The 23,533-nt window shown below is 72.0% G+C and carries 25 protein-coding genes and 2 pseudogenes; 12 read left to right on the top strand and 15 right to left on the bottom strand.

All coding sequences use genetic code 11. The features are described from left to right. The 3 genes and pseudogenes from xylA (at nucleotide 1) to ACQP1S_RS25740 (ending at nucleotide 4,261) form a co-directional block, all read left to right on the top strand. Nucleotides 1–1,188 (top strand): xylose isomerase, encoded by a 1,188-nt coding sequence (gene xylA / locus ACQP1S_RS25750; RefSeq protein ID WP_091250381.1) that lies wholly within the window; start codon nucleotides 1–3, stop codon nucleotides 1,186–1,188. An 11-nt stretch (nucleotides 1,189–1,199) separates the two neighbouring features. After that, nucleotides 1,200–2,695, top strand: a pseudogene (gene xylB / locus ACQP1S_RS25745) (xylulokinase). 153 nt (nucleotides 2,696–2,848) lie between these two features. Beyond that, nucleotides 2,849–4,261, top strand: a complete 1,413-nt coding sequence (locus tag ACQP1S_RS25740; RefSeq protein ID WP_432900123.1) for an MFS transporter — start codon at nucleotides 2,849–2,851, stop codon at nucleotides 4,259–4,261. A gap of 69 nt (nucleotides 4,262–4,330) precedes the next feature. On the opposite strand, the gene ACQP1S_RS25735 is transcribed toward ACQP1S_RS25740, so the two are convergent. The 5 genes from ACQP1S_RS25735 to ACQP1S_RS25715 all read right to left on the bottom strand — a co-directional run bounded on the left by ACQP1S_RS25735 (nucleotide 4,331) and on the right by ACQP1S_RS25715 (nucleotide 10,623). Further along, nucleotides 4,331–6,001: a glycoside hydrolase family 13 protein gene (locus tag ACQP1S_RS25735; RefSeq protein ID WP_432908322.1), complete on the bottom strand. Its 1,671-nt coding sequence runs from the start codon at nucleotides 5,999–6,001 to the stop codon at nucleotides 4,331–4,333. 47 nt (nucleotides 6,002–6,048) lie between these two features. Beyond that, nucleotides 6,049–7,122: a LacI family DNA-binding transcriptional regulator gene (locus ACQP1S_RS25730; RefSeq protein ID WP_432900121.1), complete on the bottom strand. Its 1,074-nt coding sequence runs from the start codon at nucleotides 7,120–7,122 to the stop codon at nucleotides 6,049–6,051. A 69-nt stretch (nucleotides 7,123–7,191) separates the two neighbouring features. Then, complete coding sequence (locus ACQP1S_RS25725) at nucleotides 7,192–8,157, bottom strand: carbohydrate ABC transporter permease (protein ID WP_091250392.1); 966 nt, start codon at nucleotides 8,155–8,157, stop codon at nucleotides 7,192–7,194. A gap of 1 nt (nucleotide 8,158) precedes the next feature. Beyond that, nucleotides 8,159–9,208, bottom strand: coding sequence for a carbohydrate ABC transporter permease (locus tag ACQP1S_RS25720; protein WP_432900118.1), 1,050 nt, complete (start codon nucleotides 9,206–9,208; stop codon nucleotides 8,159–8,161). Nucleotides 9,209–9,282: 74 nt separating this feature from the next. Further along, the gene (locus tag ACQP1S_RS25715; protein WP_432900115.1) at nucleotides 9,283–10,623 is read right to left on the bottom strand and encodes an ABC transporter substrate-binding protein; all 1,341 of its coding nucleotides are present in this window, start codon (nucleotides 10,621–10,623) and stop codon (nucleotides 9,283–9,285) included. 278 nt (nucleotides 10,624–10,901) lie between these two features. On the opposite strand from ACQP1S_RS25715, the gene ACQP1S_RS25710 reads away from it, so the two are divergent. Then, a complete protein-coding gene (locus tag ACQP1S_RS25710; RefSeq protein ID WP_091250402.1) occupies nucleotides 10,902–11,675 on the top strand; it encodes a M23 family metallopeptidase in 774 nt (257 codons plus the stop codon). Nucleotides 11,676–11,751: 76 nt separating this feature from the next. On the opposite strand, the gene ACQP1S_RS25705 is transcribed toward ACQP1S_RS25710, so the two are convergent. The 5 genes and pseudogenes from ACQP1S_RS25705 to ACQP1S_RS25685 all read right to left on the bottom strand — a co-directional run bounded on the left by ACQP1S_RS25705 (nucleotide 11,752) and on the right by ACQP1S_RS25685 (nucleotide 14,218). Then, complete coding sequence (locus tag ACQP1S_RS25705) at nucleotides 11,752–12,246, bottom strand: TspO/MBR family protein (protein WP_432900112.1); 495 nt, start codon at nucleotides 12,244–12,246, stop codon at nucleotides 11,752–11,754. Nucleotides 12,247–12,430: 184 nt separating this feature from the next. Next, nucleotides 12,431–12,574, bottom strand: a complete 144-nt coding sequence (locus ACQP1S_RS25700) for a GPGG-motif small membrane protein (protein ID WP_007464364.1) — start codon at nucleotides 12,572–12,574, stop codon at nucleotides 12,431–12,433. Then, nucleotides 12,565–13,339 (bottom strand): annotated as a pseudogene (locus ACQP1S_RS25695) (metallophosphoesterase family protein). Before ACQP1S_RS25695 ends, ACQP1S_RS25700 begins: the two are co-directional and overlap by 10 nt. Nucleotides 13,340–13,349: 10 nt before the next feature. Then, on the bottom strand, nucleotides 13,350–13,616 hold the full coding sequence (locus ACQP1S_RS25690) for a hypothetical protein (RefSeq protein WP_091250410.1): 267 nt from the start codon (nucleotides 13,614–13,616) through the stop codon (nucleotides 13,350–13,352). Continuing rightward, on the bottom strand, nucleotides 13,613–14,218 hold the full coding sequence (locus tag ACQP1S_RS25685) for a nucleotidyltransferase (protein ID WP_091250413.1): 606 nt from the start codon (nucleotides 14,216–14,218) through the stop codon (nucleotides 13,613–13,615). Before ACQP1S_RS25685 ends, ACQP1S_RS25690 begins: the two co-directional genes overlap by 4 nt. 156 nt (nucleotides 14,219–14,374) lie before the next feature. Between ACQP1S_RS25685 and ACQP1S_RS25680 the strand changes: the two genes are divergently transcribed. The 4 genes from ACQP1S_RS25680 (at nucleotide 14,375) to ACQP1S_RS25665 (ending at nucleotide 18,640) form a co-directional block, all read left to right on the top strand. After that, nucleotides 14,375–15,118: a dTMP kinase gene (locus ACQP1S_RS25680; RefSeq protein WP_432900104.1), complete on the top strand. Its 744-nt coding sequence runs from the start codon at nucleotides 14,375–14,377 to the stop codon at nucleotides 15,116–15,118. A gap of 150 nt (nucleotides 15,119–15,268) precedes the next feature. Next, complete coding sequence (locus ACQP1S_RS25675) at nucleotides 15,269–16,183, top strand: MurR/RpiR family transcriptional regulator (RefSeq protein ID WP_091250419.1); 915 nt, start codon at nucleotides 15,269–15,271, stop codon at nucleotides 16,181–16,183. Between the two features lie 71 nt (nucleotides 16,184–16,254). Beyond that, complete coding sequence (locus ACQP1S_RS25670) at nucleotides 16,255–17,154, top strand: N-acetylmuramic acid 6-phosphate etherase (protein ID WP_432908319.1); 900 nt, start codon at nucleotides 16,255–16,257, stop codon at nucleotides 17,152–17,154. A gap of 496 nt (nucleotides 17,155–17,650) precedes the next feature. Further along, nucleotides 17,651–18,640, top strand: coding sequence for a sigma-70 family RNA polymerase sigma factor (locus ACQP1S_RS25665; RefSeq protein WP_176739103.1), 990 nt, complete (start codon nucleotides 17,651–17,653; stop codon nucleotides 18,638–18,640). Nucleotides 18,641–18,780: 140 nt separating this feature from the next. Here ACQP1S_RS25665 and ACQP1S_RS25660 read toward each other — a convergent pair whose 3' ends face one another. Next, complete coding sequence (locus ACQP1S_RS25660) at nucleotides 18,781–19,764, bottom strand: NlpC/P60 family protein (protein WP_432900099.1); 984 nt, start codon at nucleotides 19,762–19,764, stop codon at nucleotides 18,781–18,783. Between the two features lie 482 nt (nucleotides 19,765–20,246). On the opposite strand from ACQP1S_RS25660, the gene ACQP1S_RS25655 reads away from it, so the two are divergent. Further along, the gene (locus ACQP1S_RS25655; protein WP_432900097.1) at nucleotides 20,247–20,762 is read left to right on the top strand and encodes a DUF6232 family protein; all 516 of its coding nucleotides are present in this window, start codon (nucleotides 20,247–20,249) and stop codon (nucleotides 20,760–20,762) included. Between the two features lie 37 nt (nucleotides 20,763–20,799). On the opposite strand, the gene ACQP1S_RS25650 is transcribed toward ACQP1S_RS25655, so the two are convergent. Beyond that, a complete protein-coding gene (locus ACQP1S_RS25650; protein WP_091250426.1) occupies nucleotides 20,800–21,126 on the bottom strand; it encodes a DUF3817 domain-containing protein in 327 nt (108 codons plus the stop codon). Nucleotides 21,127–21,150: 24 nt separating this feature from the next. Further along, entirely contained in the window at nucleotides 21,151–21,582 is a 432-nt protein-coding gene (locus ACQP1S_RS25645) for a hypothetical protein (RefSeq protein WP_432900093.1), read from the bottom strand. Between the two features lie 129 nt (nucleotides 21,583–21,711). Here ACQP1S_RS25645 and ACQP1S_RS25640 point away from each other — a divergent pair, with 129 nt between their 5' ends. The 3 genes from ACQP1S_RS25640 (at nucleotide 21,712) to ACQP1S_RS25630 (ending at nucleotide 22,956) form a co-directional block, all read left to right on the top strand. After that, nucleotides 21,712–22,032, top strand: coding sequence for a DUF6158 family protein (locus tag ACQP1S_RS25640; RefSeq protein ID WP_432900090.1), 321 nt, complete (start codon nucleotides 21,712–21,714; stop codon nucleotides 22,030–22,032). Continuing rightward, the gene (locus ACQP1S_RS25635) at nucleotides 22,032–22,349 is read left to right on the top strand and encodes a hypothetical protein (protein ID WP_432900087.1); all 318 of its coding nucleotides are present in this window, start codon (nucleotides 22,032–22,034) and stop codon (nucleotides 22,347–22,349) included. The genes ACQP1S_RS25640 and ACQP1S_RS25635 overlap by 1 nt, the downstream gene beginning before the upstream one ends. Before the next feature lie 64 nt (nucleotides 22,350–22,413). Then, entirely contained in the window at nucleotides 22,414–22,956 is a 543-nt protein-coding gene (locus tag ACQP1S_RS25630) for a DUF1360 domain-containing protein (RefSeq protein ID WP_432900084.1), read from the top strand. Between the two features lie 62 nt (nucleotides 22,957–23,018). On the opposite strand, the gene ACQP1S_RS25625 is transcribed toward ACQP1S_RS25630, so the two are convergent. Both ACQP1S_RS25625 and ACQP1S_RS25620 read right to left on the bottom strand, forming a co-directional pair. Continuing rightward, entirely contained in the window at nucleotides 23,019–23,228 is a 210-nt protein-coding gene (locus ACQP1S_RS25625; RefSeq protein WP_432900081.1) for a hypothetical protein, read from the bottom strand. A gap of 28 nt (nucleotides 23,229–23,256) precedes the next feature. Further along, nucleotides 23,257–23,499: a hypothetical protein gene (locus ACQP1S_RS25620; protein ID WP_432900078.1), complete on the bottom strand. Its 243-nt coding sequence runs from the start codon at nucleotides 23,497–23,499 to the stop codon at nucleotides 23,257–23,259. Nucleotides 23,500–23,533 lie beyond the last annotated feature (34 nt).

The following is a 23,533-nucleotide window of genomic DNA, read 5'->3' as shown; positions in this document are numbered from 1 at the left end:
ATGGCACCCCGTCCCACCCCTGCCGACAAGTTCTCCTTCGGGCTCTGGACGGTGGGCTGGCAGGCCCGTGACCCGTTCGGCGACGCCACCCGCCCTGAGCTGGACGCCGTCGAGGCCGTACACCGGCTCGCCGAGTTGGGCGCGTACGGCATCACCTTCCACGACGACGACCTGATCCCGTTCGGCGCGGACAACGCCGCCCGGGAGGCCCAGCTCGCCCGGTTCCGCAAGGCGCTGGACGAGACCGGGCTGGTCGTGCCGATGGTCACCACCAACCTCTTCACCCACCCGGTGTTCAAGGACGGCGGTTTCACCAGCAACGACCGCGACGTCCGGCGCTACGCGCTGCGCAAGGTGCTGCGCAACGTCGACCTCGCCGCCGACCTGGGTGCCAAGACCTTCGTGATGTGGGGCGGCCGGGAGGGCTCCGAGTACGACGTGGCCAAGGACATCCGGGCCGCGCTGGACCGCTACCGCGAGGCCGTCGACGTGCTCTGCCAGTACGTCGTCGACCAGGGCTACGACCTGCGGTTCGCCATCGAGCCCAAGCCGAACGAGCCGCGCGGCGACATCCTGCTCCCCACCGTCGGGCACGCGCTGGCGTTCATCTCCGAGCTGGCCCGGCCCGAGATGGTCGGCCTCAACCCGGAGGTCGGGCACGAGCAGATGGCCGGCCTCAACTACGCCCACGGCATCGCCCAGGCGCTCTGGCAGGGCAAGCTGTTCCACCTCGACCTCAACGGTCAGCGGGGCATCAAGTACGACCAGGACCTGGTCTTCGGCCACGGCGACCTGATGAACGCGTTCGCCCTGGTCGACCTGCTGGAGAACGGCGGCCCCAACGGTGGCCCGGCGTACGACGGCCCGCGCCACTTCGACTACAAGCCCTCCCGCACCGAGGACATCGCCGGGGTGTGGGCGTCGGCCGAGGCCAACATGGCGACCTACCTGCTGCTCAAGGAGCGGGCGGCGGCGTTCCGGGCCGACCCGGAGGTGGTGGAGGCGCTCGCCGCCAGCAAGGTCGACGAGCTGGCCAGCCCGACGCTGAGCGCGGGCGAGGGCTACGCCGACCTGCTCGCCGACCGGTCCGCGTTCGAGGAGTTCGACGTGGACGCGACGGCCGCGAAGGGCTTCGGCTTCGTACGGCTCAACCAGCTCGCCGTCGAGCACCTGCTCGGCGCGCGCTGAGGCGGCCCGACATGCCGCTCGTCGCCGGGGTGGACTCGTCCACCCAGTCCTGCAAGGTGGTGATCCGGGACGCGGAGACCGGCGCGCTGGTCCGTCAGGGCCGCGCGCCGCACCCGGACGGCACCGAGGTCGACCCACGGGCCTGGTGGGATGCCCTGCTGGCCGCCGTCGAGGCGGCCGGCGGGCTGGCCGACGTGGCGGCCGTGTCGGTCGCCGGCCAGCAGCACGGGATGGTCTGCCTGGACGGGTCGGGTGAGGTGGTCCGGCCGGCGCTGCTGTGGAACGACACCCGGTCGGCCGACGCCGCCCGGGACCTGATCACCGAGGCCGGCGGCGGGGAGACCGGCCGCCGGTTCTGGGCCGACGCGGTCGGTCTGGTCCCGGTGGCCAGCTTCACCGCCACCAAGCTGCGCTGGCTGGCCCGGCACGAGCCGGCGCAGGCCGCCAGGGTCGCCGCCGTCTGCCTGCCGCACGACTGGCTGACCTGGCGGTTGGCGGGTGCCCCCGGCCTGGCGGCGCTACGCACCGACCGGGGCGACGCCAGTGGCACCGGCTACTGGTCGCCGTCGACCGGGCAGTACCGCCCTGACCTGCTGGAACGGGCGTTCGGCCGGGTCGTCGAGGTGCCCACGGTACTCGGCCCGGCCGCGCAGGCGGGGGTGCTGGACCCGACGGTGCTGGGCGACGGTCGGTCGGTGCCGGCCGACCCGACGGCGCTGCGGGCCCGCCGGTGCCGGGCGGGGACATCCTGCTCGGCCCCGGCACCGGGGACAACGCCGCCGCCGCGCTGGGGGTCGGGGCCGGCCCGGGCGACGTGGTCGTCTCGATCGGCACCTCCGGCACGGTCTTCGCGGTGGCGGACAGCCCGGCCGCCGACGCCGGTGGCGCGGTGGCCGGCTTCGCCGACGCCACCGGCCGGTTCCTGCCGCTGGTCTGCACGCTCAACGCGGCCCGGGTGCTCGACTCGGCGGCGGCGCTGCTCGGCGTCGACCTCGACGAGCTGTCCGAGTTGGCGTTGAGCGCCCCGCCCGGGGCGGACGGCCTGGTCATGGTGCCGTACCTGGAGGGGGAGCGGACTCCGGACCGCCCCACCGCCACCGGCTCGGTGCACGGTCTCACCCTGCGCACCGCCACCCCGGCCCACCTGGCCCGGGCGGCGGTGGAGGGGATGCTCTGCGCGCTGGCCGACGGCCTCGACGCGCTGGTGGCCCAGGGCGCGACGGTCGGGCGGGTGATCCTGGTCGGCGGCGGGGCCCGCTCGGCGGCGGTGCGCCGGATCGCGCCGCAGGTCTTCGGTCGTCCGGTGGTGGTGCCCCCACCCGGGGAGTACGTCGCCGACGGCGCGGCCCGCCAGGCCGCCTGGGTCGCCCTGGGTGGGGCGGCACCGCCCACCTGGGCGCTGAAGGACACCGAGGAGTACGCGGCGGAGCCCGTCCCCGCCATCCGGCAGCGGTACGCCGAGGCCCGCGACCACACGCTCGACCGGGTGGCCGCGACCGGGGAGTGACACACCCGACCGACATCGTCGGCCGGTGACCGACGCACGGGGGTCGGTCACCGGCCGACGACCGGTTCCGCCCCGGTGGGCCGGGCCGCCGGTGGTGCCGGGCCGGCGGGGGTGCCCGTCGGGCCGGGAGCCGCACCTGGTTGGCTGCCGGACATGACCGGCAGCAGAATCTCCCGGCGCGGAAACGCGGCGCACCGCCTCTACAGCGTCGTGGTGTTCGTGGTGCTCGCCTCGCTGGACAACGTGGCGATCGGCCTGGTGCCCCCGTTGTACGGGCCGATCTCCGGGTCGCTGGGGGTGCCGCAGCGGATGCTCGGCCTGGTCACGGCCGTGAGCTTCCTGGTCAGCGCGGTCGCGGCGGTGGCCTGGGCGTACGTCGGTGACCGGACCAACCGCAAGCCGCTGCTGATGGTGGGCACGCTGGTCTGGGCGGCCGGCACCGGCGGCAGCGCGCTCGCCACCGGCTTCCCGACGTTCCTCGCCGCGCAGCTGGTCGCCGCGGTCGGGTTGGGCGCGGTCGGCTCGGTCGGGTTCTCCGTGGTCACCGACCTGATCTCGCCGCGCCGCCGGGGCCTGGTGATGAGCTTCTGGGGGTTGTCCCAGGGGGTCGGCACCCTGGCCGGCACGCTCACCGGCGGGCTGCTCGGGGCCACCGACTGGCGACGCCCGTTCCTGCTGCTCACCGTGGTCGGCCTGGCCGCCACGGTGGCCTACCTGCTGACGTACGACATCCGGCGCGGGCAGAGCGAGCCGGAGCTGGCCGAGGCGATCGACGCCGGCGTCGAGTACGACTACCGGATCACCCGGGCCGACCTGCCGCGCATCCTGGACCGACGGACCAACCGGTGGTTGATCCTCCAGGGCCTCACCGCGCAGGCGGCGTTCGGCTCGCTGGTGTGGCTGCCGGTGCTGTTCGCCGAGCGGGCCCAGGCCCAGGGCTACTCGGCGGCCACGGCGGTCGTGGTGGGCAGCGTCTTCGCCACCCTGTTCCAGCTCGGTGGGGTGTTCTCCATCGTGGGTGGGCTGGTCGGGGACGCGCGGCAACGGCGTAACCCCCGGGGGCGGGCCCAGGTCGCGGCGGTCGGCATCCTCGCGGCACTGCCGTTCTACCTGGTGTTGTTCTTCGTGCCGATCCGGATCGACGTGCCCGACGGGGGCGGCACCGGCGCGGTGGTGGGTGCCGTGCTGGCCAGCGTGGTGACCGAACCGACGGTCGGGCTGAGCCTGCTCACCGCCCTGGTGGCGTTGGCGCTGACCTCGGCGAACTCGCCGAACTGGTTCGCCCTGATCGCCGACGTCAACCCGCCGGAACACCGGGGCACCGTCTACAGCCTGGGCAACCTGGTCAACGGGGTCGGGCGGGCGGCCGGCAACGGGCTGGTCGGAGCGGTCTTCCACGCCCTGCGGGCGGCCTTCCCGCCGCCGTTGAACTACGCCGTCGGGCTCGCCGCCTTCCAGCTCTTCTTCATCCCCACCGGGCTGATGTACTGGCTGGCCTCGCGCACCTCGCCCCGTGACATCGAGGCGGTACGCGAACTGCTGCACCAGCGCGCCGACCGCCGCTGACCGGCCGTCCGCCGCGGGCACCGCGGCCCGGCACCGGCACCGAAGCCGGTGCCGGGCCGGGCCGGTGGGTCAGTGGCGGACCCAGACCGTCACGTCGGTGGGGACCCGGCCGTCGGCGTCCAGGGGCGCGCTGCTGTGCAGCAGTTCCCCGGCCGGCGGCGGCACGGCGGCGGCCCCGAAGTTGGTCAGCACGGTCAGCCCGGCGTTGCGGAAGCTCAGCACCTCGTCGCCGGAGGAGAGCCACCCCAGGGTGCCCCGGCCCAGGCCGTGCTCGCGGCGCAGCCGCAACGCGGTCCGGTACGTCTCGTACGTCGAGCCGGCCACCCCCTGCTGGCGGTCCAGGGCGTACTCGGCCCAGAGCGGCGGCTGCGGCAGCCAGCTGGCGTCGGTCGGGCCGAAGCCGTACGACGGGGCGTCGGCCTCCCACGGGATCGGCACCCGGCAGCCGTCCCGGCCGCGTTGGGTGTGGCCGCTGCGCTCCCAGGTCGGGTCCTGCCGGGACTCGTCGGGCAGCGTGGTGTGCTCCGGCAGCCCCAACTCCTCGCCCTGGTAGAGGTAGGCCGAGCCGGGCAGGGCCAGCATCAGCAGGGTGGCCGCCCGGGCCCGGCGCAGGCCCAGCGCGGCGTCCGGCTGGGGGTCGCCGATGCCGATGCCGTTGGGCCGGCCGCCCTTGGCCGACAGGCCCATCCGGGAGGCGTGCCGGATGACGTCGTGGTTGGAGAGCACCCAGGTGGTGGGGGCGCCGACGGCGTCGGTGGCCTCCAGGGAGCGGGTGATCACCGCGTACTGGGCGGGGGCCGTCCAGGCGGCGAGCAGGTACTCGAAGTTGAACGCCTGGTGCATCTCGTCGGGGCGGACGTAGCGGGCGATCCGTTCGGCCGGCTCCACCCACGCCTCGGCGACCAGGATCCGTGCGCCGTCGTAGGAGTCCAGCACCCGTCGCCAGTCCCGGTAGATCTCGTGTACGCCGTCCTGGTCCCACATCGGCGGGCGCGGCTTGTCCACCTCGTTGCCGGAGAGGATCTCCTGCGGCTCCTCCCAGTTGGCCAGGTCGGCCTGCTTGATCAGGCCGTGCGCCACGTCCACCCGGAAGCCGTCGACGCCCCGGTCCAGCCAGAACCGGAGCACGTCCAGGAACTCGGCGCGGATCTCCGGGTTGTCCCAGTTGAGATCCGGCTGGGCGGGGTCGAACAGGTGCAGGTACCACTGGCCGGGCCGGCCGTCGGGCTCGACCAGCCGGGTCCAGGCGGGGCCGCCGAAGACGCTCTGCCAGTCGTTCGGCGGCTCCGCGCCGTCGGGGCCGAGGCCGTCGCGGAAGACGTACCGGGCCCGCTCGGGGCTGCCGGGTGCGGCGGTGACGGCGGCCCGGAACCACCGGTGCGCCGACGAGGTGTGGTTGGGCACCAGGTCGACGATGACCTTCAGGCCCTTCGCGCGGGCCTCGGCGATCAGCGCGTCGGCGTCCGCGAGGCTGCCGAAGAGCGGGTCGACGTCCCGGTAGTCGGCGACGTCGTACCCGGCGTCGGCCTGCGGCGACGGGTAGAACGGCGACAACCAGACGGCGTCGACACCCAGCTCGGCCAGGTGCCCCAGCCGGGCGGTGATGCCGGGCAGGTCACCGATGCCGTCGCCGTCGGAGTCGGCGAAGGAGCGCGGGTAGATCTGGTAGATGACGGCTTCGGTCCACCATCCGTGGGCCACGCCCAGGGACTGTTCCTGCTGCCTCGCGTCGGTGTTCAGAGCCTTCTCCCTGTGTCGAGCCTGCCGTGCCGTGCGGTCGAATCCGTTCAGTGTGCCCGGGGAGGCGCGGTCGACTCCCGTACCACCAGGCGAGTGGGCAGGATCACCGGTGGGCTGGGCGCGGTGCCGTCGACGCCGACCCCGCGCGGGGCCGGCACCCGGCCGGCGTACGGCTCGACGGTGCCGGTGCCCAGCGGATCGAGCAGCAGCCGGGCGGCGAGCCGGCCCTGCTCGGCGGCGGGCTGGGCGATGGTGCTCAGCCCCAGCACGCCGGACAGATCGTGGTCGTCCACGCCGATCACGCTGACGTCCTGCGGGACCCGCAACCCGGCGTCGCGCAGCGCGGTCATCGCGCCCATCGCGATCTCGTCGCAGGCGGCGAAGATCGCCGTCGGTGGTTCGCCCCGGGCCAGCAGCTCGACGGTGGCCTGGTTGCCGCCGTCGATGGTGAACTGCGACTCCATGTCCAGACCGGGGTCGGGGCGCAGGCCCGCGTGGCGCAGCGCCTCCCGGTAGCCCCGGCGACGGTCGGTGTGGGTGGTGAAGGCCAACTCGTCGTTCGGGTCGCCGGAGATGTGAGCGATCCGCCGGTGGCCCAGGTCGAGCAGGTGTCGGGTGGCGGTCCGGGCCGCCGCGACGTCGTCGATCCGGACGCAGGGCCAACCCGGCACCGTGCTGCCGGAGCTGATCGTGATGCCGGGCAGGTCCAGCTCGGCCAGGGCGGTCAGGTCGGCCGGCCGCAGCGGGGTGGCGACCAGCATGATCGCGTCGACCCGCTTGTGCAGGTTGGCGTTGCGCAGCACCCGTTGCCGGACCTGCTCGCGCCCGCCGAGGTTATAGAGCAGCAGGTCGTAGCCGGACTGGTGGAGGAACTCCTCGACGGCCTCCACGACGGTGCCGAAGAACCAGCGGGTGATCCGGGGGACCACCACGGCGACCGTGCCGGTCCGGCCGCCGGCGAGCCGGGAGGCGCTCGGCGAGACCGCGTACTGGAGCTGTTCGGCGGCGGCGAGCACCCGGCGGCGCGTCGCGGCCGACACCGTCGGCAGGCCGCGCAACGCCCGGGAGACGGTGGCGGTGGAGACCCCGGCGAGCCGGGCCACGTCGTCGATCCTGGTCACGCTGTGGTTCCCCCGCTCCGCGCCGCCGCCCGCCGCCGCCCGGTGCTGCCGGGCGGCGGCGGGCGGACCTCAACCCTTGACGCTGCCGGCGAGCAGACCGCGCACGAAGAACCGCTGCAACGACAGGAACACGACCAGCGGTACGACGATCGAGACGAACGCGCCGGCCGTGAGCCGCTGCCACTCGTTGCCCCGGGTGCCGGCCATCTCGGCCAGCCGGACGGTGAGCGGGGCGGTCTCGTTGCCGCCCCCGGCGAAGATCAGCGCGACCAGCAGGTCGTTCCAGACCCAGAGGAACTGGAAGATCGCGAAGGCCGCCAGCGCCGGGGTGATCAGCGGCAGCACGATGGTGCGGAAGATCTTGGGGTGGGTGGCCCCGTCGACCCGGGCCGCCTCCATCAGGTCCCGGGGGAGCTGCGAGACGAAGTTGTGCAGCAGGAACACCGCGAACGGCAGGGCGAAGCAGGTGTGCGCGAACCACACCTGGGCGAACTTCTGTTCGTCCACCAGGTCCCAGGCGGGCATCACCTGCACGCCGGCCACGGTGACCCCGGTGGAGAAGAACTTCAGCAGCGGCACCAGGGCCATCTGCAACGGCACGATCTGCATCGCGAAGATCGCGATGTAGAGCCAGTCGCGCCCCCGGAAGTTGATCCAGGCCAGCGCGTACGCGGCCAGCGAGGCGAAGGCCAGCGGGAAGAGCACCGACGGGATGGTGATGGCCAGCGAGTTGATGAAGTAGCTGGCCAGCTGCCCCGACGACGAGGAGGACCCGAAGAGCACGTCCTGGTAGTTCTCCAGGGTGAACTGCGGGTCGGTGAAGAAGGTCCACCAACCGGTGGACTTGATGTCGGCCTCGGGGCGGAACGAGGAGACGAACAGGCCGAACGTCGGGATCGTCCAGAGCAGCGCGATGACGAGCGAGACCAGGGTGGCGGTCCGGCTGTTGAGCCGGTTACGGACCCGGCCGGCCGTGGTGGTCGGCTTCCCGGCGGCCTGGGCGCCGGCTCCGACGGTGGGCGTGGCGGTGGTCATCTCAGCCCTCCCGCTGTTGACGCAGGTTGCGGATCTGGTAGATCACGATCGGGATGACCAGGATGAAGAGGAAGACCGCCAGGGCGGAGCCCTGCCCGGCCTCGCCGTACCGGAACGCCTGGTTGTACATCTCGTTGGCGATCACGCTGGTGTCGTAGTTGCCGTTGGTGGCCGTCCGGACGATGTCGAAGACCTTGAGCGTGGCGATCGACAGGGTCACCACCACCACGATCAGCGCCGGTCGGATGCTCGGCATGGTGATCTGCCAGAACATCTGCCACGGCGTGACCCCGTCGAGGCGGGCCGCCTCCACGATGTCGCCGGGGATCGCCTTGATCGCGGCGGCCAGCACCACCATGGCGAAACCGGCTTGGATCCAGACCATGATGACGATGAGCAGGAAGGTGTTCAGCGGTGAGTCGAGCAGCCACTGCCGGGGTTCGCCGCCGAGGGTGACCACGATCTGGTTGAGCAGGCCGATCTGGTCCTGGTCCTCGCTGCGGTAGGCGTAGACGAACTTCCAGATGATGCTGGCCCCGACGAACGAGATGGCCATCGGCAGGAAGATCAGTGACTTGGCGATGGACTCGAACCGGGCCTTGTCCACCATGACGGCGTAGAGCAGGCCGAAGGTGGTGGCCACCAGCGGCACCAGCAGCACCCAGATCAGGGTGTTGAGCAGGACCCGGACGATCGAGTCCTCGGAGAACATCCAGCTGTAGTTGCGCAGCCCCACCCACTCGTCGCTGCCGGCGTCCATGAAGGAGAGCAGCACGGTCCGCAGCGCCGGCACCACCAGCCCGATGGTGAGCAGCAGCAGCGTCGGCAGCAGGAAGAAGAGCGCGAACAGCCCTTCCCGCGGCTTGCGTCGGCGGGGCAGCGGGGCACCGCCGGTCGAGGCGGCGATCAACTGCGCCTCCCGACGGCGGGCGAACCAGGCCGGCACCACGTCGAGGAGCAGGAGCAGACCGCCCACCACCGCGACGAAAGCGATCAGCCCGTACATCAGCATGAGGAACTTCGGCTGTTCCTCAGCGAAGTCGAACTCCATCGACCCTCCCTCTCAAGGGCTCGGTATCAGACGGTGGCCCGGCCCGTGGGTACGGACCGGGCCACCGTCTCAGCTCACTTCCAGGTGCTCTCGATGCCGTTCAGCACCGAGGCGGTGTCCTTGCCGTTGATCCACTGGACCATGCCCTTCCAGAAGGTGCCGTTGCCGACGGCGGCCGGCATCAGGTCGGAACCGTCGAAGCGGAACACGGTCTTCGGGTCCTGGAGGATGCCCACGGAGAGCTTGTCCACCGGGTTCGGGACGTTGGCCAGGTCGAGCTTCTTGTTCGCCGACACCCAGTCGCCGATCTTGGCGCGGCTGTTGGCGTACTCGCCGGAGGCGAGGTAGGTCTGCACCGCCTGGACCTCGGGGCGGTCGGTGAAGGCCGCGACGAACTCGCCGCCACCCAGCACCGGCTTGCCCTTGGCCGGGTCGATGGACGGGAAGTAGAACGCGAAGACGTCGCCGTCCTCGGCCACCTTGGTGCCCTCGGGCCACTGGTTGGCATAGAAGGACGCCTGCCGGTGCAGGGCGCACTTACCGGTGGTGATCGGGACGCCGGCCTCCTGGAAGGAGGTGGTGGCGATGCTCTTCACGCCGCCGAAGCCGCCGTTGACGTACTTCTCGTTCTTGAGGATCGTGCCGGCCCGGTTGAGCGCGTCGACGACCTGCGGGTCGTTGAACGGGATGCCGTGGGTGGTCCACTTGTCGTAGGCCTCGGGTCCGGCCGTACGCAGCAGCACGTCCTCGATCCAGTCGGTGGCCGGCCAGCCGGTGGCGTCACCGGACTCGATGCCGGCGCACCACGGCTTGGTGCCGCTGGCCGCGATGGTGTCGGAGAGCTTGATCAGCTCGTCCCAGGTGGTCGGGGGCGCCCAGCCCTTCTCCTTGAAGGTCTTCGGCGAGTACCAGACGAAGGACTTGACGTTCGAGCCCAGCGGGGCGCCGTAGAACTGGCCGTTGATGGTGGTGTACTTCAGCCAGTCGGGGGAGTAGTTCGCCTCGGCCTCGGTCTTGGTGGCGGCGGCGACCGGCTTGAGGTTGTTGCCGTCGACGAACCGCTTGATCAGGCCCGGCTGCGGGATGAAGGCGAGGTCGGGCGCGTTGCCACCCTGCACCCGGACCGGGAGCTGGGCCTCGAACTCGCCGGAGCCCTCGTGGTCGATCTCGATGCCGGTGCAGTCCTCGAACTGCTTCCAGGACTGGGCCAGCCGGTCGGCCTCGATGTCCCGGATCGACGAGTAGGCGGTGACCTTCTTGCCGTCGTGGTCGCCGTACTTCTCATATGCGGCGCACTCGGCCGAGCCCGCGTTGCTGCTCTTCTTGTCGTTGCCGGTGCCGCAGGCGGCGGCGCCGAGGGCCAGCCCCAGCACGCCGGCGATCGCGAGAGCCTGGCGTGATCTGGCAAACGCCATGCCGTTCTCCTTCCTTGCCGGCGCGCCCACAGGTGGGGGAACCCGACGCCGGTCCGATGAGTCGTCCCCACATGTAAGCGCTTGCATCCCGATCGGTCCACCCCCCTGGTGGACACGGCCCGGTAACAATCACGAAACCCTCCCACCGCAGGTGGGCGCGCTCCCACCCGTGCTCACCGGGCTAGGGGTGGACAGGGGGTGCGGTGGCTTCCCATTGATGTCGATATCTGCCACGATCGAGGCAAGGTATTGAAGATTCTCGACATCGGAGGTGCTGGATGCGTAGACGGTGGTGGAGCCTGGTGGCGGCCTCCCTGCTGGTCACCGGGGTCCTGGTCCCGGCGGCCCCGGCATGGGCCGCGCCCACCTTCAAGGTGCCGTTCCCGTGCAACCAGTCCTGGTCCGGCCAGACCCGCTCGGACCACAGCCCGGCCTACGCGGTCGACTTCAACCGCACCGACGACCTCGGCGACCCGGTGGTCGCCAGCGCCCCCGGCACCGTCGACCGGGTCACCGACCTCGGCGGCACCAGCTACGGCAAGTACGTCCGCATCGACCACGGCGGCGGTTACACGACCTACTACGCCCACCTCAACGGCTTCAACGTCTCGGTCGGGCAGAGCGTCGGCTACGGCAAGGTGATCGGCTGGGTCGGTAGCACCGGTGGCTCCACCGGCCCGCACCTGCACTACGAGCAGCGCCTCAACGGCGACGACATCAAGGTCCGGTTCAACGGCACGCTCGCGCTGTACTGGGGCACCAAGACGTACACCAGCGGCAACAACTGCACCAGCGGCACCGGGTCGGGCACGGTCGACACCGCCGGCACCCCGCTGACCGTCCGGTCCGGGCCGGGCACCGGCTACTCGTCGGTCGGCACGGTCGCCGACGGGGCCAAGGTCACCATCGGTTGCCAGACCAGCGGCACCACGGTCACCGGCACCTACGGCACCAGCGCGATCTGGGACCGGATCGGCTCCGGCCGGTTCATCGCCGACGCCTACGTCTACACCGGCCACGACGGCTACATCCCGAACGTGCCCCGCTGCTGAGACCGGATTCGTCGGGCCGGGGGCGGACCCGCCCCCGGCCCGACGACGACCCCGGGTCGACCCGGGGCGGCGACCGTCAGCTGTTGAGCTGCCAGATCGAGAAGTTCAGCGCGGCGGCGAAGGTGACCCAGGCCCAGTAGGGCAGCAGCAGGGCCGCCGCCGGGCGGGAGATCCGCCGGAAGGCGACCACCGTCATGGCGATCGCCAGCCACATCAGCACGATCTCGGCGAAGGCCAGCCCGTACCGGCCGGCGCCGAAGAAGAGCGGGGTCCAGATCGCGTTCAGCACCAGCTGCACCGACCAGGCCCAGAGCGCGGGGCCGAAGCCGACCCGCCGCCACACCAGCCAACCGGCGACCGCGATCATCGCGTAGAGCAGGGTCCAGACCGGGCCGAACAGCCACGAGGGCGGGGCCCAGGCCGGCTGCCGCAGGGCGGCGTACTCGTCGCTGGTGCCGGACACCCCCAGCCCGCCGATCGCGGCGGCGACCGTGACGGCCGCGCCGAAGCCGAGCAACATCCACCAGGTCCGCGCGGTGCCGGTCCGTCGACCGCTCCGGGTTGTCTCCATAATCAAGATATTTCCCCGGTACGTCCCGGCAAACCCGCCCTCCGCACCGGGCCCGACCGCGTCCCCCTCCCCGGGCCGTTCCCGGACAGCAGGACGCCGGGGTCGTCGGTGCCGGAGGCCCCTGTCTGGGAGGACGGGGCTTCCGGGGGCGACGACCCCGGCGGGTCAGGTGCGGGTTCCGGCGTCAATTGAAGATGCTGACACCACCCGGGCCGACCAGGAGGCCGACCACGATGAGGACGATGCCCCACAGGATCTGCCGGCGGAACAGCGCGAGGATGCCGGCGACCACGAGTACGACTGCGAGAATCCAGAGAATCAGCTCCATGGCTGCTGAATACCCGGCGGCCCGATTCCGAAAACCTGCTTCTCAGTCGATTTGATCTCCCAGGTGGAAGACGCTGTACGCCTGCTTGATCACCGGGTGGGCGACGTTGCGTACCCGGACCCCGCCGGGGGTGACACCGCGTTCGGTGCCGGCGTGCGCGTGCCCGTGCAGGGCGAGCGCCGTCGGCGCCGAGTCGATCGCCTGACCGAGCTGGTACGACCCGAGGAACGGGTAGATCTCCAGCGGCTCACCGGCCAGGGTGTCCGGCACCGGGGCGTAGTGGGTCAGCGCGACGAGCAGGTCGCAGTCCAGCCCGCGCAGCGCCTCGCCCAACGCCGCCGCGCTCTCGTTGCCGGTGCGGACGAAGGACTTCATCTCCGGCTCGCCGAAGTCGCTGGCGCACCGGCCGGCGAACCCGCCGCCGAAGCCCTTGACCCCGGCCACCCCGAGCCGGCCACCGGGGCACTCCAGCACCGTGCCGGTCCCCTCCAGCACGGTGATCCCGACATCCTCCAGCACCTTGACCACCTGCGGCACCTGGTCGCACTGGTGGTCGTGGTTGCCCAGCACGGTGATCACCGGCACCCCGAGCCCGCCGAACTCCTGGGCGACGCAGCGGGCCTCGGCCTCGGTCCCGTGCCGGGTCAGGTCGCCGGCGAGCAGCAGCACGTCGGCGCAGTCGGGCAGCTCCTCCAGGGCCGGGCGGAACCGGCCCAGCACATCGGCGTCCAGGTGGACGTCGCCGACGGCGGCGATCCGGATCATCGGGTCCTCCTCACGGCAGCTCCTCGACCTGGACCGGCGCCTGGGCGCGGATCACCCCGATGTCGCTGGTGATCGCCTCGTCCGGGAACCGCTCGGCCACCCGACGCAGGATCTCCGCCCGTCGGTGCGGGCTCTCGACCTCGCCGGTGAGGACCAGGCCGCGCTCCCGGCGGACCACGGTGATGCCCTGCTCGGCGACGTCGGGGTCCTCGGTCAGCAGCCGTTGGATCTCCGCCTCGACGTACTCGTCCGGCGGGCCGGCGCTGTGCTCGGTCACGGGGTCTCCCTCTCCTCGGGGATACGGGCGTACGGCACCGGCGTGCCCCCGTACGGGACGACGTCGAGCCGGTCCAGCAACATCAGGAACGCTTCGGCGTACGGCGAGTGCCGGGTCTCCTTGCGGACCCGCTCCCAGTCGATCTGTTCGCGCAGGGACCGGGCCAGCGGCAGGCCCCGGGCGAAGTCGCAGTAGTGCTGGGAGAAGCTGAGCAGCTTGTGCACCATCAGCCGGGTCGCCGACAGCACCGGCATGCGGATGGCGTCCACCGGGCGGACCACGGTGTCGGCGAGGGTCTCGTGGGTCACCGGGGTCTCCACCGGCCGGTGGATCAGGTCCACCATCCGCCCGTCGTCGTAGACCTTCACCAGCCAGTCCTCCGGCGGGCGCTCGGCGGTGAAGCCCTCGTCGGTCAGCGCCTCAAGCGCCCGCTCGACATGCTCCTCGGGGAGCAGGAAGTCCACGTCGTGCTCGCTGGAGTGACCGCCGTGCGCATAGACGGCGAAGCTGCCGCCGAGCGCGAAGGGGATCTCGTTCTGCTTGAGCACGGCGGCGACCCGCTTGAGGGTGTGCAGGAGGCTGACGTCCCCGCGCTCGGCCATCTGGTCTCTCCGATCGGTGGATGGTCGGTGGGAAATGACGTTGCGTACCCGGCTGTCGGCCCGCCCACACCTGGGTCGGCGCACCGATCCGGTCATCACCCTCGCCAGGGGATCAATCGGGCAGGGGGCAAGCGTGGGTCGGATAGTCTGTGGAAGGTGGTCAGATCACGGCGCGGGACCGACGGCGGGGCCCGACTGCGTCGCGTCGCGTTGATCGGCATCGACGGTTCGGGCAAGACCACCCAGGCCTACCGGCTCGCCGCCGCGCTCACCTCGGCCGGCCGGCCGGCGACCTACCACCGCAACGCGAGCGGTCGGCGCTGGCTCGGCCGGGTCGCCCACCGGTTCGGCCGCACCGACCCGCAGTTGCTGGTGGGCCGCACCGGGATGCTCGCCGTGGAGTCCGTGCTGCGCTGGCTGGCCATCGCCGCCGCGCTGCTCAGCTGCCTGGTGACCGGTCGCACCGCGGTGATGGACCGCTACTCCGCCTGCCAGTACGCCAGCATCCGGGCGCACGGTGGGCAGCGGTGGGAGCGGCTGACCCGGGCCGGCTACCGGGTCTTCCCCGCCCCACAGGTCACCTTCCTGTTGGCCGTCGACCCGGCCGAGGCGTACCGGCGGATCGAGCTGCGGGGCGAGGACCACGAGACGATGGGCTGGTTGACCGCCGCCGACGCGGCCTACCGGTCGTTGCCCGAGTACCCGGGCTTCGTGGTGGTCGACGCGGGTGGCGGGCCGGACGAGGTGTCCCGGCGGATCCGGGCGCACCTGGCGCGTTGGCTGCCGCCGGAGGAGGGGGTCGGGCCGGTGGTCGACGATCCGCCGGACGACACCGGGCCGTCCGCCCCGGCGACCGACGGCGTCGCCCGGGAGCCGGTCGCCGCGCAGGCCCGACCGTAGACCGAGGCGATTCCACCGGACCGGCGGAGGCGCGTCAGGCTGCGCAAATGGGAGTCTGTGCCGGAACGCCTCCCCGGTCGGGGGGATACTTCCTGTCGAATACGCGCGGTCGTGGTTGACGCTCGCGGCTCATGAAAGTAAGTTTCATCCGTGGCGAAGAGTCCGAAGATTTCTGCGAGTCACGAGCCGGGTGGGCTGATCGTCCACATCAGTGGCCTGCTCCCGTCGCTGTCCCCCGCCGAGCAGCGGGTCGCCCGACTGGTCGTCGCCAACCCGGCCGATGCCGCCCGACGGACCATCACCGACCTCGCCACCGCCGCCGAGACCTCCGAGGCCACCGTCATCCGGTTCTGTCGGTCGGTCGGCATGGACGGCTACCCGCAGCTGCGGATCCGGCTGGCCGCCGAGGCCGCCCGCCGGATCGAGCCGCCGGACGCCCGGGTGGTCGGCGGGGACATCCCGCCCGGCGCCGACCTGGCCCAGATCATCGCCACCATCGCCTTCAACGACGCACGGGCCGTCGAGGAGACCGCCGAGCAGCTCGACCCGGCCGTCTGCGAGCAGGTCGTGGAGGCGATCGTCGGCGCGGGCCGGATCGAGGTCTACGGTGCCGGCGCGAGCGGATTCGTCGCCTCCGACTTCCAGCAGAAGCTGCACCGGATCGGCCGGATCGCGTTCTACTTCCCGGACGTGCACACCGCGCTGACCTCCGCCGCGCTGCTCGGCAAGGGCGACGTGGCGGTCGGCATCTCGCACACCGGCACCACCTCGGACGTGATCGAGGTGCTCGAACAGGCCCGCGCCCGGGGCGCGGTCACCGTCGCGCTGACCAACTTCCCCCGCTCGCCGATCACCGAGATCGCCGACTACGTCCTCACCACCGCCGCCCGCGAGACGACGTACCGCTCGGGCGCGATGGCGAGCCGGCTGGCCCAGCTCACCGTGGTGGACTGCCTCTTCGTCGGGGTGGCCGCCCGGAACCGGGCGCGGGCCCGCCGGGCGCTGGAGGTCACCGCCGAGGCGGTGCGAACACGCCGGGTGGGCGGCAGTCGGAGGCGCTCGTGACCACCGGCCGGACCGGGCCGGACGACAGGGTGGCGCAGCAGGGCAACGAGGGCGTGGTCGACCTGCGGCCGGTGGTCCGGGTCGGTGCACCTACCGAACGGCGCAACCCGTACAGCACCGACCTCGACCTGATGTCGACGCGGGACGTGCTCACCGTCATCAACGACGCCGACCGGCGGGTGCCGGCCGCGGTGGCCGCCGTGCTGGACGAGATCGCGATGACCGTCGATCTCGCGGTGACCGCGCTGCGCGGCGGGCACCGGGTGCACTACTTCGGCGCCGGCACCTCCGGCCGGCTTGGGGTGATCGACGCCGCCGAGCTGGCCCCCACCTTCAACTCGCCGCGCAGTTGGTTCTGCGCGCACCTGGCCGGCGGTCCGGACGCGATGTGGCAGGCCGTGGAGGACGCCGAGGACGACCTGCGTGGTGGCGCCGCGGAGGCCGCCAACTGCGTGGCCGCCGGGGACCTGGTGGTCGGGCTGGCGGCCAGTGGACGCACACCGTACGTCCTCGGTGCGCTCGGTGCGGCCCGGGAGCGGAGTGCCTCGACCGTGCTGCTCTGCGCCAATCCGGAGATCCGGGCGGCAGCCGAGGTCGACGTGGTCATCGGGGTCGACACCGGTCCGGAGGTGGTGACCGGGTCGACCCGGATGAAGGCGGGCACCGCGCAGAAGTTGGTGCTGAACACCTTCTCCACGGCGGTGATGGTGCGCCTGGGTCGGGTCTACTCCAATCTGATGATCGACATGGTGGCCAGCAACGCCAAGCTGCGGGGTCGCATGATCTCCATCCTGGTCGAGGCGACCGGGTGCACCGAGGAGGTCTCCCGGCGTGCCCTGCACGAGGCCGACGGTGATCTGAAGACCGCTCTCGTCTCGCTGCTGTCCGGCGCCGAGGTCGACGTGGCACGGGCTGCGCTGGCGAGCGCCGCGCACCAGGTCCGCGGCGCGATCGCCCTGCTCGCCTCCTGACCCGTGCCGTCCCCGCCCCTGACGACCCGCCCGGTGCCGCTCCTGACCCCTTCCGTGGTGTCCCACCGGCGCGGACGCCGGACCGGGGTGATGGAGAACACCGTGCCGCCGGGACGTCCGCCACAGCGCGGATTGTTGTTCCGGGCGTGGGGTAATCCAGGAGTGCCGGATGAACCGACCGGTCCACCGGCCCGTATCTGGCAGTGACCGGGATCGCAGCCGGATGGTGACGAGGGTCGCTCCGTGGCGGAGTGTCGCAATGGTGCGACACTCCGGAGACGGACGATGACACCGCGTCCCGCCAGTGGTGATCCGGGTCCGTCAGCTGCCCTCGGGGGGCCGCTGACAGCAAACGTGGACCGGGCTTTCAGCTGGGACTCAGGCATTCGTGACACTTTCGACTCACGACATGGAATCCCCGACCCGTCTGAACTGTTGTGCAGGTGTCAGCACCGGTGAGCAGCGCGGGCGTTGCGGGGATGGCTGATGGACGTGGATGGCAAGGAACCGGGCAACCGGCGCGAGCGAGGGGACCGTGGACACCGTGGACAAGAACATCGGCATGCGAACCGACGAGGTCGCCGAGGAGCGTGACCTGGTCGGCGTCTACCTTCACGAGATCTCCCGGACGCCACTGCTGGACGCCGCCAAGGAGGTCGATCTCTCCAAGGCGATCGAGGCCGGGCTCTACGCCGAGCACCTGCTCGGCGAGGACCGGGTTCCCGACGGGATCGACCGGGACGACCTGGAGCGGCTGGTCGTCGAGGGGGAACGGGCCAAGGATCTCTTCATCCGGGCCAACCTGCGGCTGGTCGTGTCGATCGCCCGCCGGTACGTGCGGTCCGGGATGCCCATGCTGGATCTGATCCAGGAGGGCAACACCGGTCTGGTGCGCGCGGTCGAGAAGTTCGACTACGAGCGCGGCTACAAGTTCTCCACCTACGCCACCTGGTGGATCCGTCAGGCGATCAGCCGGGCGATCGCCCAGCAGGAGCGGACGGTGCGACTGCCCGTGCACCTGGTCGAGGACGTCAACCGGATGCGTAACGTGGCCCGTCAGCTCACCCGTGAGCTGGGCAGCGACCCGGAGCCGGAGCAGATCGCGGCGTCGCTGGGCGTCACCGTCGAACGGGTCAACGAGCTGCGCCGCTGGTCGCAGGACACCGTCTCGCTGGACACCCCGGTCGGCGACGACGGCGACACCAACCTCGGTGACCTGGTCGCGGACAGCGACGCCCCGTCACCGGAGGACATCGTCCTCACCGGGTTGGAGCGGCAACGCATCGAGGGTCTGCTCAACCACCTCGACGACCGGTCCGCCGGCATCATGCGGGCCCGGTACGGCCTGGAGGACGGGCGGGAGCACTCGCTGACCGAGGTCGCGTCGCGCTTCTCGCTCTCCCGGGAGCGGATCCGCCAGTTGGAGATCCAGGCGCTCGGCCGGCTGCGCGAGCTGGCCCGCGCCGAGGGCCTCCAGGCGGCCTGACCGGCCCTCGTCGGGTGCGGCACCGATCCGTCGGTCCGGTGGCGTCGAAGCGGCTCGTCAGCTTCCTGAGCTGGTAGTAATGACGGCGAACGGCCGGCGTCCGATAGGGGGACGCCGGCCGTTCGCCGTTGCCGTGCCGATCAGCCGACCCGGCCGTAGCCGGCGATGCTCATCATGTTCATCTTCCGTTTGAGCACGTTGCGCCCTGCGCTCGGCGCGTCGATCACCTGACCGCCGCCCACATAGAGCGCGACGTGCCCCAACCCCGAGTAGAAGACCAGGTCACCGGGGCGCAGCTCGCCACGGCTGACCCGGGAGGTGGCGTTCCACTGCATCGCCGCGTTGTGCGGCAGCCGCTTGCCGGCGGACCGCCAGGCGGCGAGGGTCAGGCCCGAGCAGTCGTACCCGTGGGGACCCTCGGCGCCCCAGACGTACGGCTTGCCGATCGCCCCGTAGGCGTACCGCACCGCCGCGCCGGCGCTGCCGGAGACGGCCGGTGCGTCGGGTGCGTCGGGGGCAGCGGAACTCTTCGGCTTCTTCGCCGGGGCCTCGGTCGCCCGGCCGTACGCGGCCTGGCGCATCTCGTAGAGCTTCGCCAGGTCCTGTTCGATGCGCTTCTTGGTCTTGACGATCGCCCGGGACTGGGCGGCCTGCCGGGCCAGGGTGCTGTCGAGCCGGGCCTTCTGGTCGAGCAACGCCCGCTGATCGGCGGTGTACCCGTCGATCTGCTGCTGGCGGTGCCGGGTGAGCTGGTCGAGGGTGCCGAGCCGGTCGACCAGGGAGCCGCCGGCCGGGTCGAGGACCGCCTCGGCCGTGCGCAGCCCACCGGTCTTGTAGGCGGTGGCGGCGATCTGCCCCACCGCGGCCCGGCTCTGGGCGGCCTGGGCCTCCAGCGGGCCGATCCGCGCGTGCAGACCGGCCGCGGTGGCCTGGTTCGTCTTGATCTCCTCGTTGAGCTTGTTGTACGACTCGACGATCCGTTCCAGATCCGCCGAGGACCTTTCGATCCTGGCGGTGAGGTCGGCGACCGATGGTTCGGCCCGGACCGGCGCCGACGGGGCGATCAACGCGGCCGACAGGCCGGCGACCGCCAGGGTTCGCAGCAGCATCCGTAAGGACGACAAGAGCGGAAGACTCCTCTCCCACCGGTCACCGGAGGATGCTGACGCCCCCGGTGACACCGGCCGGGCCCGTCCGGATGGACGGCCGTTTACCGTGCCGGCCCGATCAACCTAACCTGTGGCGGGAGTGACGCGCAGACAAAGCCGCGGCGAATGTTGGCGGAGCGGTGCGGCGGGTCGTTGTGGCAGGTGACGCCGGTGGTGCCCGGCGGACCGTCGGAGCCGGGTTCTGGGCGGTTGGCGAGGAACGTCTTATTCGTCGTTCCAGGCGGATACCGGTGCGGATCGGGCGGGTAAAGCCGGATAAAACCGAATTGGTGGTCAGATGCCGGCGACGGTGCAGGTGGCACCCGCCGGAACTGTCGGAAATCGGGGAGCGGGTCGGGCGTGCCGGCAACAGAATGGAGCCCCGGCCGGGAATCCCGCCGTGCGCAGGTGGCGTCGCGGTGGGACCCACCGGCCCCGTCGGCCCCTGGGAGGACGCCGTGCAGGCAGACCGCGCCAGCACCCGACCGCCACGCTGGTCCCGACCGACCACCCTGCTGTACGCCCGGCCCGGGATCGTGGTGACCACGGAACGGTTCACCGCGGGCCGGAGCAGCTACGCCGTGGCCGACCTCACCCACCTGCGTACCGGCCGGGGGCCGCACGACCGGCTCGCCGCCCGGGTCGTCACGCTCGCCGCCGTCGGCGCGGGCACGGCCGGCGTGCTGCTCGGTTTCACCGGTGGGTTGGAACGGCTCACCGCCGGGGCGTACCTGGGGCTGGGTGCGGTGTGCCTGCTGCCCGTGCTGCTGGTGCTGCTCGGGGACCGCTGGCGGCCACCGGCCCACGAACTGCACGGCCACTGCCTCGGCACCGAGCTGCTGCTGTTCAGCAGCGACGACCGGGAACAGTTCGACCAGGTGGTCGAGGCCCTGCACCAGGCCCGGGAACAGCACCGTTACCCCGACGCCGACGACCCGGCACCCACCGCCACCTACTGGCGACCCACCCGCTGACGCCGTCCCACGCGGAGGACGCCCCGCCGGTGCGCGGTCAGAGGACGGCGGGCTCCGGGGTGCGGGGTCGCGCGGCGGTCAACTCGCGGGTCACCTTCCGCTCCGCCACGAACGACACGAACGGCACCGTGCCGGCGAGCATCACCAGCAGCATCCGCTTCAACGGCCAGTCCACCCGACGCCCCAGATCGAAGGTGGCGGCCAGATAGAGCAGATAGAGCCAGCCGTGCGCGGTGCCGACGACCGCCACCACGATCGGCTCGTCGAACACGTACTTCAGTGGCATGCCGATCAGCACCAGCACGGCCAGCGCCACGCCCACGATCCAGGCGATCACGCGGTACCGGGTAAGGGCTCCGCCCACCGTCGTCCGTCCTTCCGACCGGCCTCAGCCGGGATAGTCGCCGGGCCTCGCGCCCGGATTGGCGTTCAACCAGGTCAGATAGCGGTTGTACGCGGCCAGGTCGGCGTCGTCCGCACCGTCGACCGGGGCGGCCGGCACCCGGGCGACCCGCACCGGACGGCGTACCGCCGGGGTGGTCGGTCCGGGGGTGGTCGCACCGGTCGGGGTCGGCCCGGCCGGTGCGGCGGCCGGCGGCGACCCGGCGCGCGGACCGCGCAGCGTGTGCCGGACCTCACGCCACCAGACGAAGACCACGAAGCCGGCGAAGATCGGCCACTCCACCGCGTACGCCCAGCTCAGGGTGTTGCCGGAAGCGGCCCGGCTGATCTGCCACCAGCCCAGCGCCAGGAAGCCCGTCACCAGGACGACCAGGGCCACGTGGCGGAGGATCCACGCCGGTGTCCAGAGCCGCTTCATGCCGTCGAGGGTACCGGGACGGCACGGTGTCTCCGACGCGGCGTCGTAGCCAGCGCGCCGGTGGGTTTGGTGACACCCCCGCTGGGCAACCGTCTAGACACCAGCCCGGTCGAACCCGAGGGGGACGACATGACCGAATCAGCACACCGGTCCGGCGACAGCAGCCCGGAACAGCGCATGCCCGAGTGGGACGGCGACCACGTCCACCGCACCGCCACCGTGATCTCCGAGGCCGACGGCGAACTGCTCGGGGTGGACCCGGCGGAGCTCGGCGACGACGACCTGATCCGCGAGTTGCAGAGCCTGCACCGCACCCGGCTCGACACGCTCCGGCACGCCGCCGACTCGGCGCTCGCCAACCACCTGCGGCGCACCGCCGAGTTGGAGACCGAGTACCTGGCCCGGCACCCCGGCCGCGAGGTGGACCCGCACCGGCTGCGGGGCGCGTGATGACCGCTACCGCCGAGCGCGGCATGTCCGCGCCGCCCGAGGTGGTGTTCAGCACCGCCACCGACCCCGACCGGATCGATGCCTGGTTGCCCGAGCCGCTGCGGGTCGACGGCGCGGCCCCGACCCGCCGGTACGACCACGAGTTGCGGGCCCGCTGGGACGGCCCGGACGGGGCGGCCGAACTGGAGGTCACGCCGGGCGACGCCGGCGGTGCCCGGGTCCGGCTGGAACTGCCCGCCGGGTCGGCCGCCGGACTGGCCGACGAGTCCCTGGCCAACCTCGAACGCGAGGTCGCCGAGAACCTGACAGCGGGTTGACCCGGCTCGTGCCCGATCGCACGACGAACCGCCCACTGACGCGAGCGACGAACGAGGAGCCCCGGTGACCGATGGTGGTCTGAAGCAGAAGGTGGCGCAGCTGCGCCAGGCGTACGCGCCGCACGAGCACCGGCCGCTGGGTGGTTACCTGGCGGCGATGGGCACCTACGCCGGGGTGACCGCGTCGATCGCGGCGCTGGTCAAGGCGACCGGCCGGCCGGTGCCCGAACGCCCCGCCCCGGGTGACGTGGTGCTGCTCGCCGTCGCCACCCACAAGCTGAGCCGGCTGCTCTCCAAGGACGCGGTGACCAGCCCGCTGCGGGCCCCGTTCACCCGCTACGACCGCCCGATCGGCAGCGGCGAGGTGATGGAGCAGGTTCGTGACCAGGGCAGCTCCACCCGGCACGCGATCGGCGAGCTGCTCAGCTGCCCGTTCTGCCTGGCCGTCTGGGTGGCCACCGGGCTCACCGGCGGCCTGGTGCTGGCCCCCCGGTTGACCCGGCTGGTGGCGACCGCGCTGACCGCCGTCGCCGCGTCCGACTTCCTCCAGATGGGGTACGCGGTGGCGCAGCAGGCCGCCGAGGGCAGACGACCCGACGAGAAGTGACCCGTACACCCGGAAGGGGCCGGCGGATCGTGTCCGCCGGCCCCTTTCCGTCATCCACCCGCTCAGGTGGGGGTGGTGCCGTGGTCCTCACCCGCCCAGCCGCGCGACGTCTCCGGTTCCCGCTCGTCGGCGTCCGCGCCGGTGATCACGTCACGGTCGACGGCGGTCCGGTCGTGCTCGTTGGCGAAATCCGGCTCCGGCAGGGTGTCCTGTCCCTCGGGGGGTTGGCCGAGGGCGGGCATCCGGTCGTGGTGTTCCTCGTGGTCGGACATCTCGATCTCCTCTCGCCGGCGACGGCGGTCAGCCCGCCGACCCACCCAGCAGGTCGGCCACCTCGTCCACCGCGTACTCCCCCTCGGGGAGGGCGGCGACCCGGGTGAGCAGCTCCGCCGGCAGGTCCGCGCTGACCGCCGAGTGGTAGATGTCGGCCTGGCTGAGCCGAACCTGGCCGTGGTAGATCTCGTCCAGCAACTCGTCGAGCTGCCGGATGTCCGGCTGGTCGGTCCCGGGCAGGTCGTCGGTCACGGGTGCGTCGTCGGTCACCCCGCCCTGCTACCCGGGGTCGAAACGGTCAAAC

Origin of the sequence: Micromonospora matsumotoense, assembly GCF_050951065.1 — a bacterium.
Taxonomy (GTDB): domain Bacteria; phylum Actinomycetota; class Actinomycetes; order Mycobacteriales; family Micromonosporaceae; genus Micromonospora; species Micromonospora matsumotoensis.
Note: the sequence above shows the minus strand (reverse complement) of the source record. Positions and strands in the feature narration are given on the sequence as shown.

Excerpts from the sequence above, each read along its gene's own strand:
- ACQP1S_RS25700 (WP_007464364.1), bottom strand. The coding sequence starts at position 12,574 with ATGGAGCTGATTCTCTGGATTCTCGCAGTCGTACTCGTGGTCGCCGGC.
- ACQP1S_RS25720 (WP_432900118.1), bottom strand. The coding sequence starts at position 9,208 with ATGGAGTTCGACTTCGCTGAGGAACAGCCGAAGTTCCTCATGCTGATG.
- ACQP1S_RS25710 (WP_091250402.1), top strand. The coding sequence starts at position 10,902 with ATGCGTAGACGGTGGTGGAGCCTGGTGGCGGCCTCCCTGCTGGTCACC.
- ACQP1S_RS25640 (WP_432900090.1), top strand. The coding sequence starts at position 21,712 with ATGACCGAATCAGCACACCGGTCCGGCGACAGCAGCCCGGAACAGCGC.
- ACQP1S_RS25665 (WP_176739103.1), top strand. The coding sequence starts at position 17,651 with ATGGCAAGGAACCGGGCAACCGGCGCGAGCGAGGGGACCGTGGACACC.
- xylA (WP_091250381.1), top strand. The coding sequence starts at position 1 with ATGGCACCCCGTCCCACCCCTGCCGACAAGTTCTCCTTCGGGCTCTGG.
- ACQP1S_RS25740 (WP_432900123.1), top strand. The coding sequence starts at position 2,849 with ATGACCGGCAGCAGAATCTCCCGGCGCGGAAACGCGGCGCACCGCCTC.
- ACQP1S_RS25635 (WP_432900087.1), top strand. The coding sequence starts at position 22,032 with ATGACCGCTACCGCCGAGCGCGGCATGTCCGCGCCGCCCGAGGTGGTG.
- ACQP1S_RS25715 (WP_432900115.1), bottom strand. The coding sequence starts at position 10,623 with ATGGCGTTTGCCAGATCACGCCAGGCTCTCGCGATCGCCGGCGTGCTG.
- ACQP1S_RS25645 (WP_432900093.1), bottom strand. The coding sequence starts at position 21,582 with ATGAAGCGGCTCTGGACACCGGCGTGGATCCTCCGCCACGTGGCCCTG.
- ACQP1S_RS25625 (WP_432900081.1), bottom strand. The coding sequence starts at position 23,228 with ATGTCCGACCACGAGGAACACCACGACCGGATGCCCGCCCTCGGCCAA.
- ACQP1S_RS25705 (WP_432900112.1), bottom strand. The coding sequence starts at position 12,246 with ATGGAGACAACCCGGAGCGGTCGACGGACCGGCACCGCGCGGACCTGG.
- ACQP1S_RS25725 (WP_091250392.1), bottom strand. The coding sequence starts at position 8,157 with ATGACCACCGCCACGCCCACCGTCGGAGCCGGCGCCCAGGCCGCCGGG.
- ACQP1S_RS25685 (WP_091250413.1), bottom strand. The coding sequence starts at position 14,218 with ATGGCCGAGCGCGGGGACGTCAGCCTCCTGCACACCCTCAAGCGGGTC.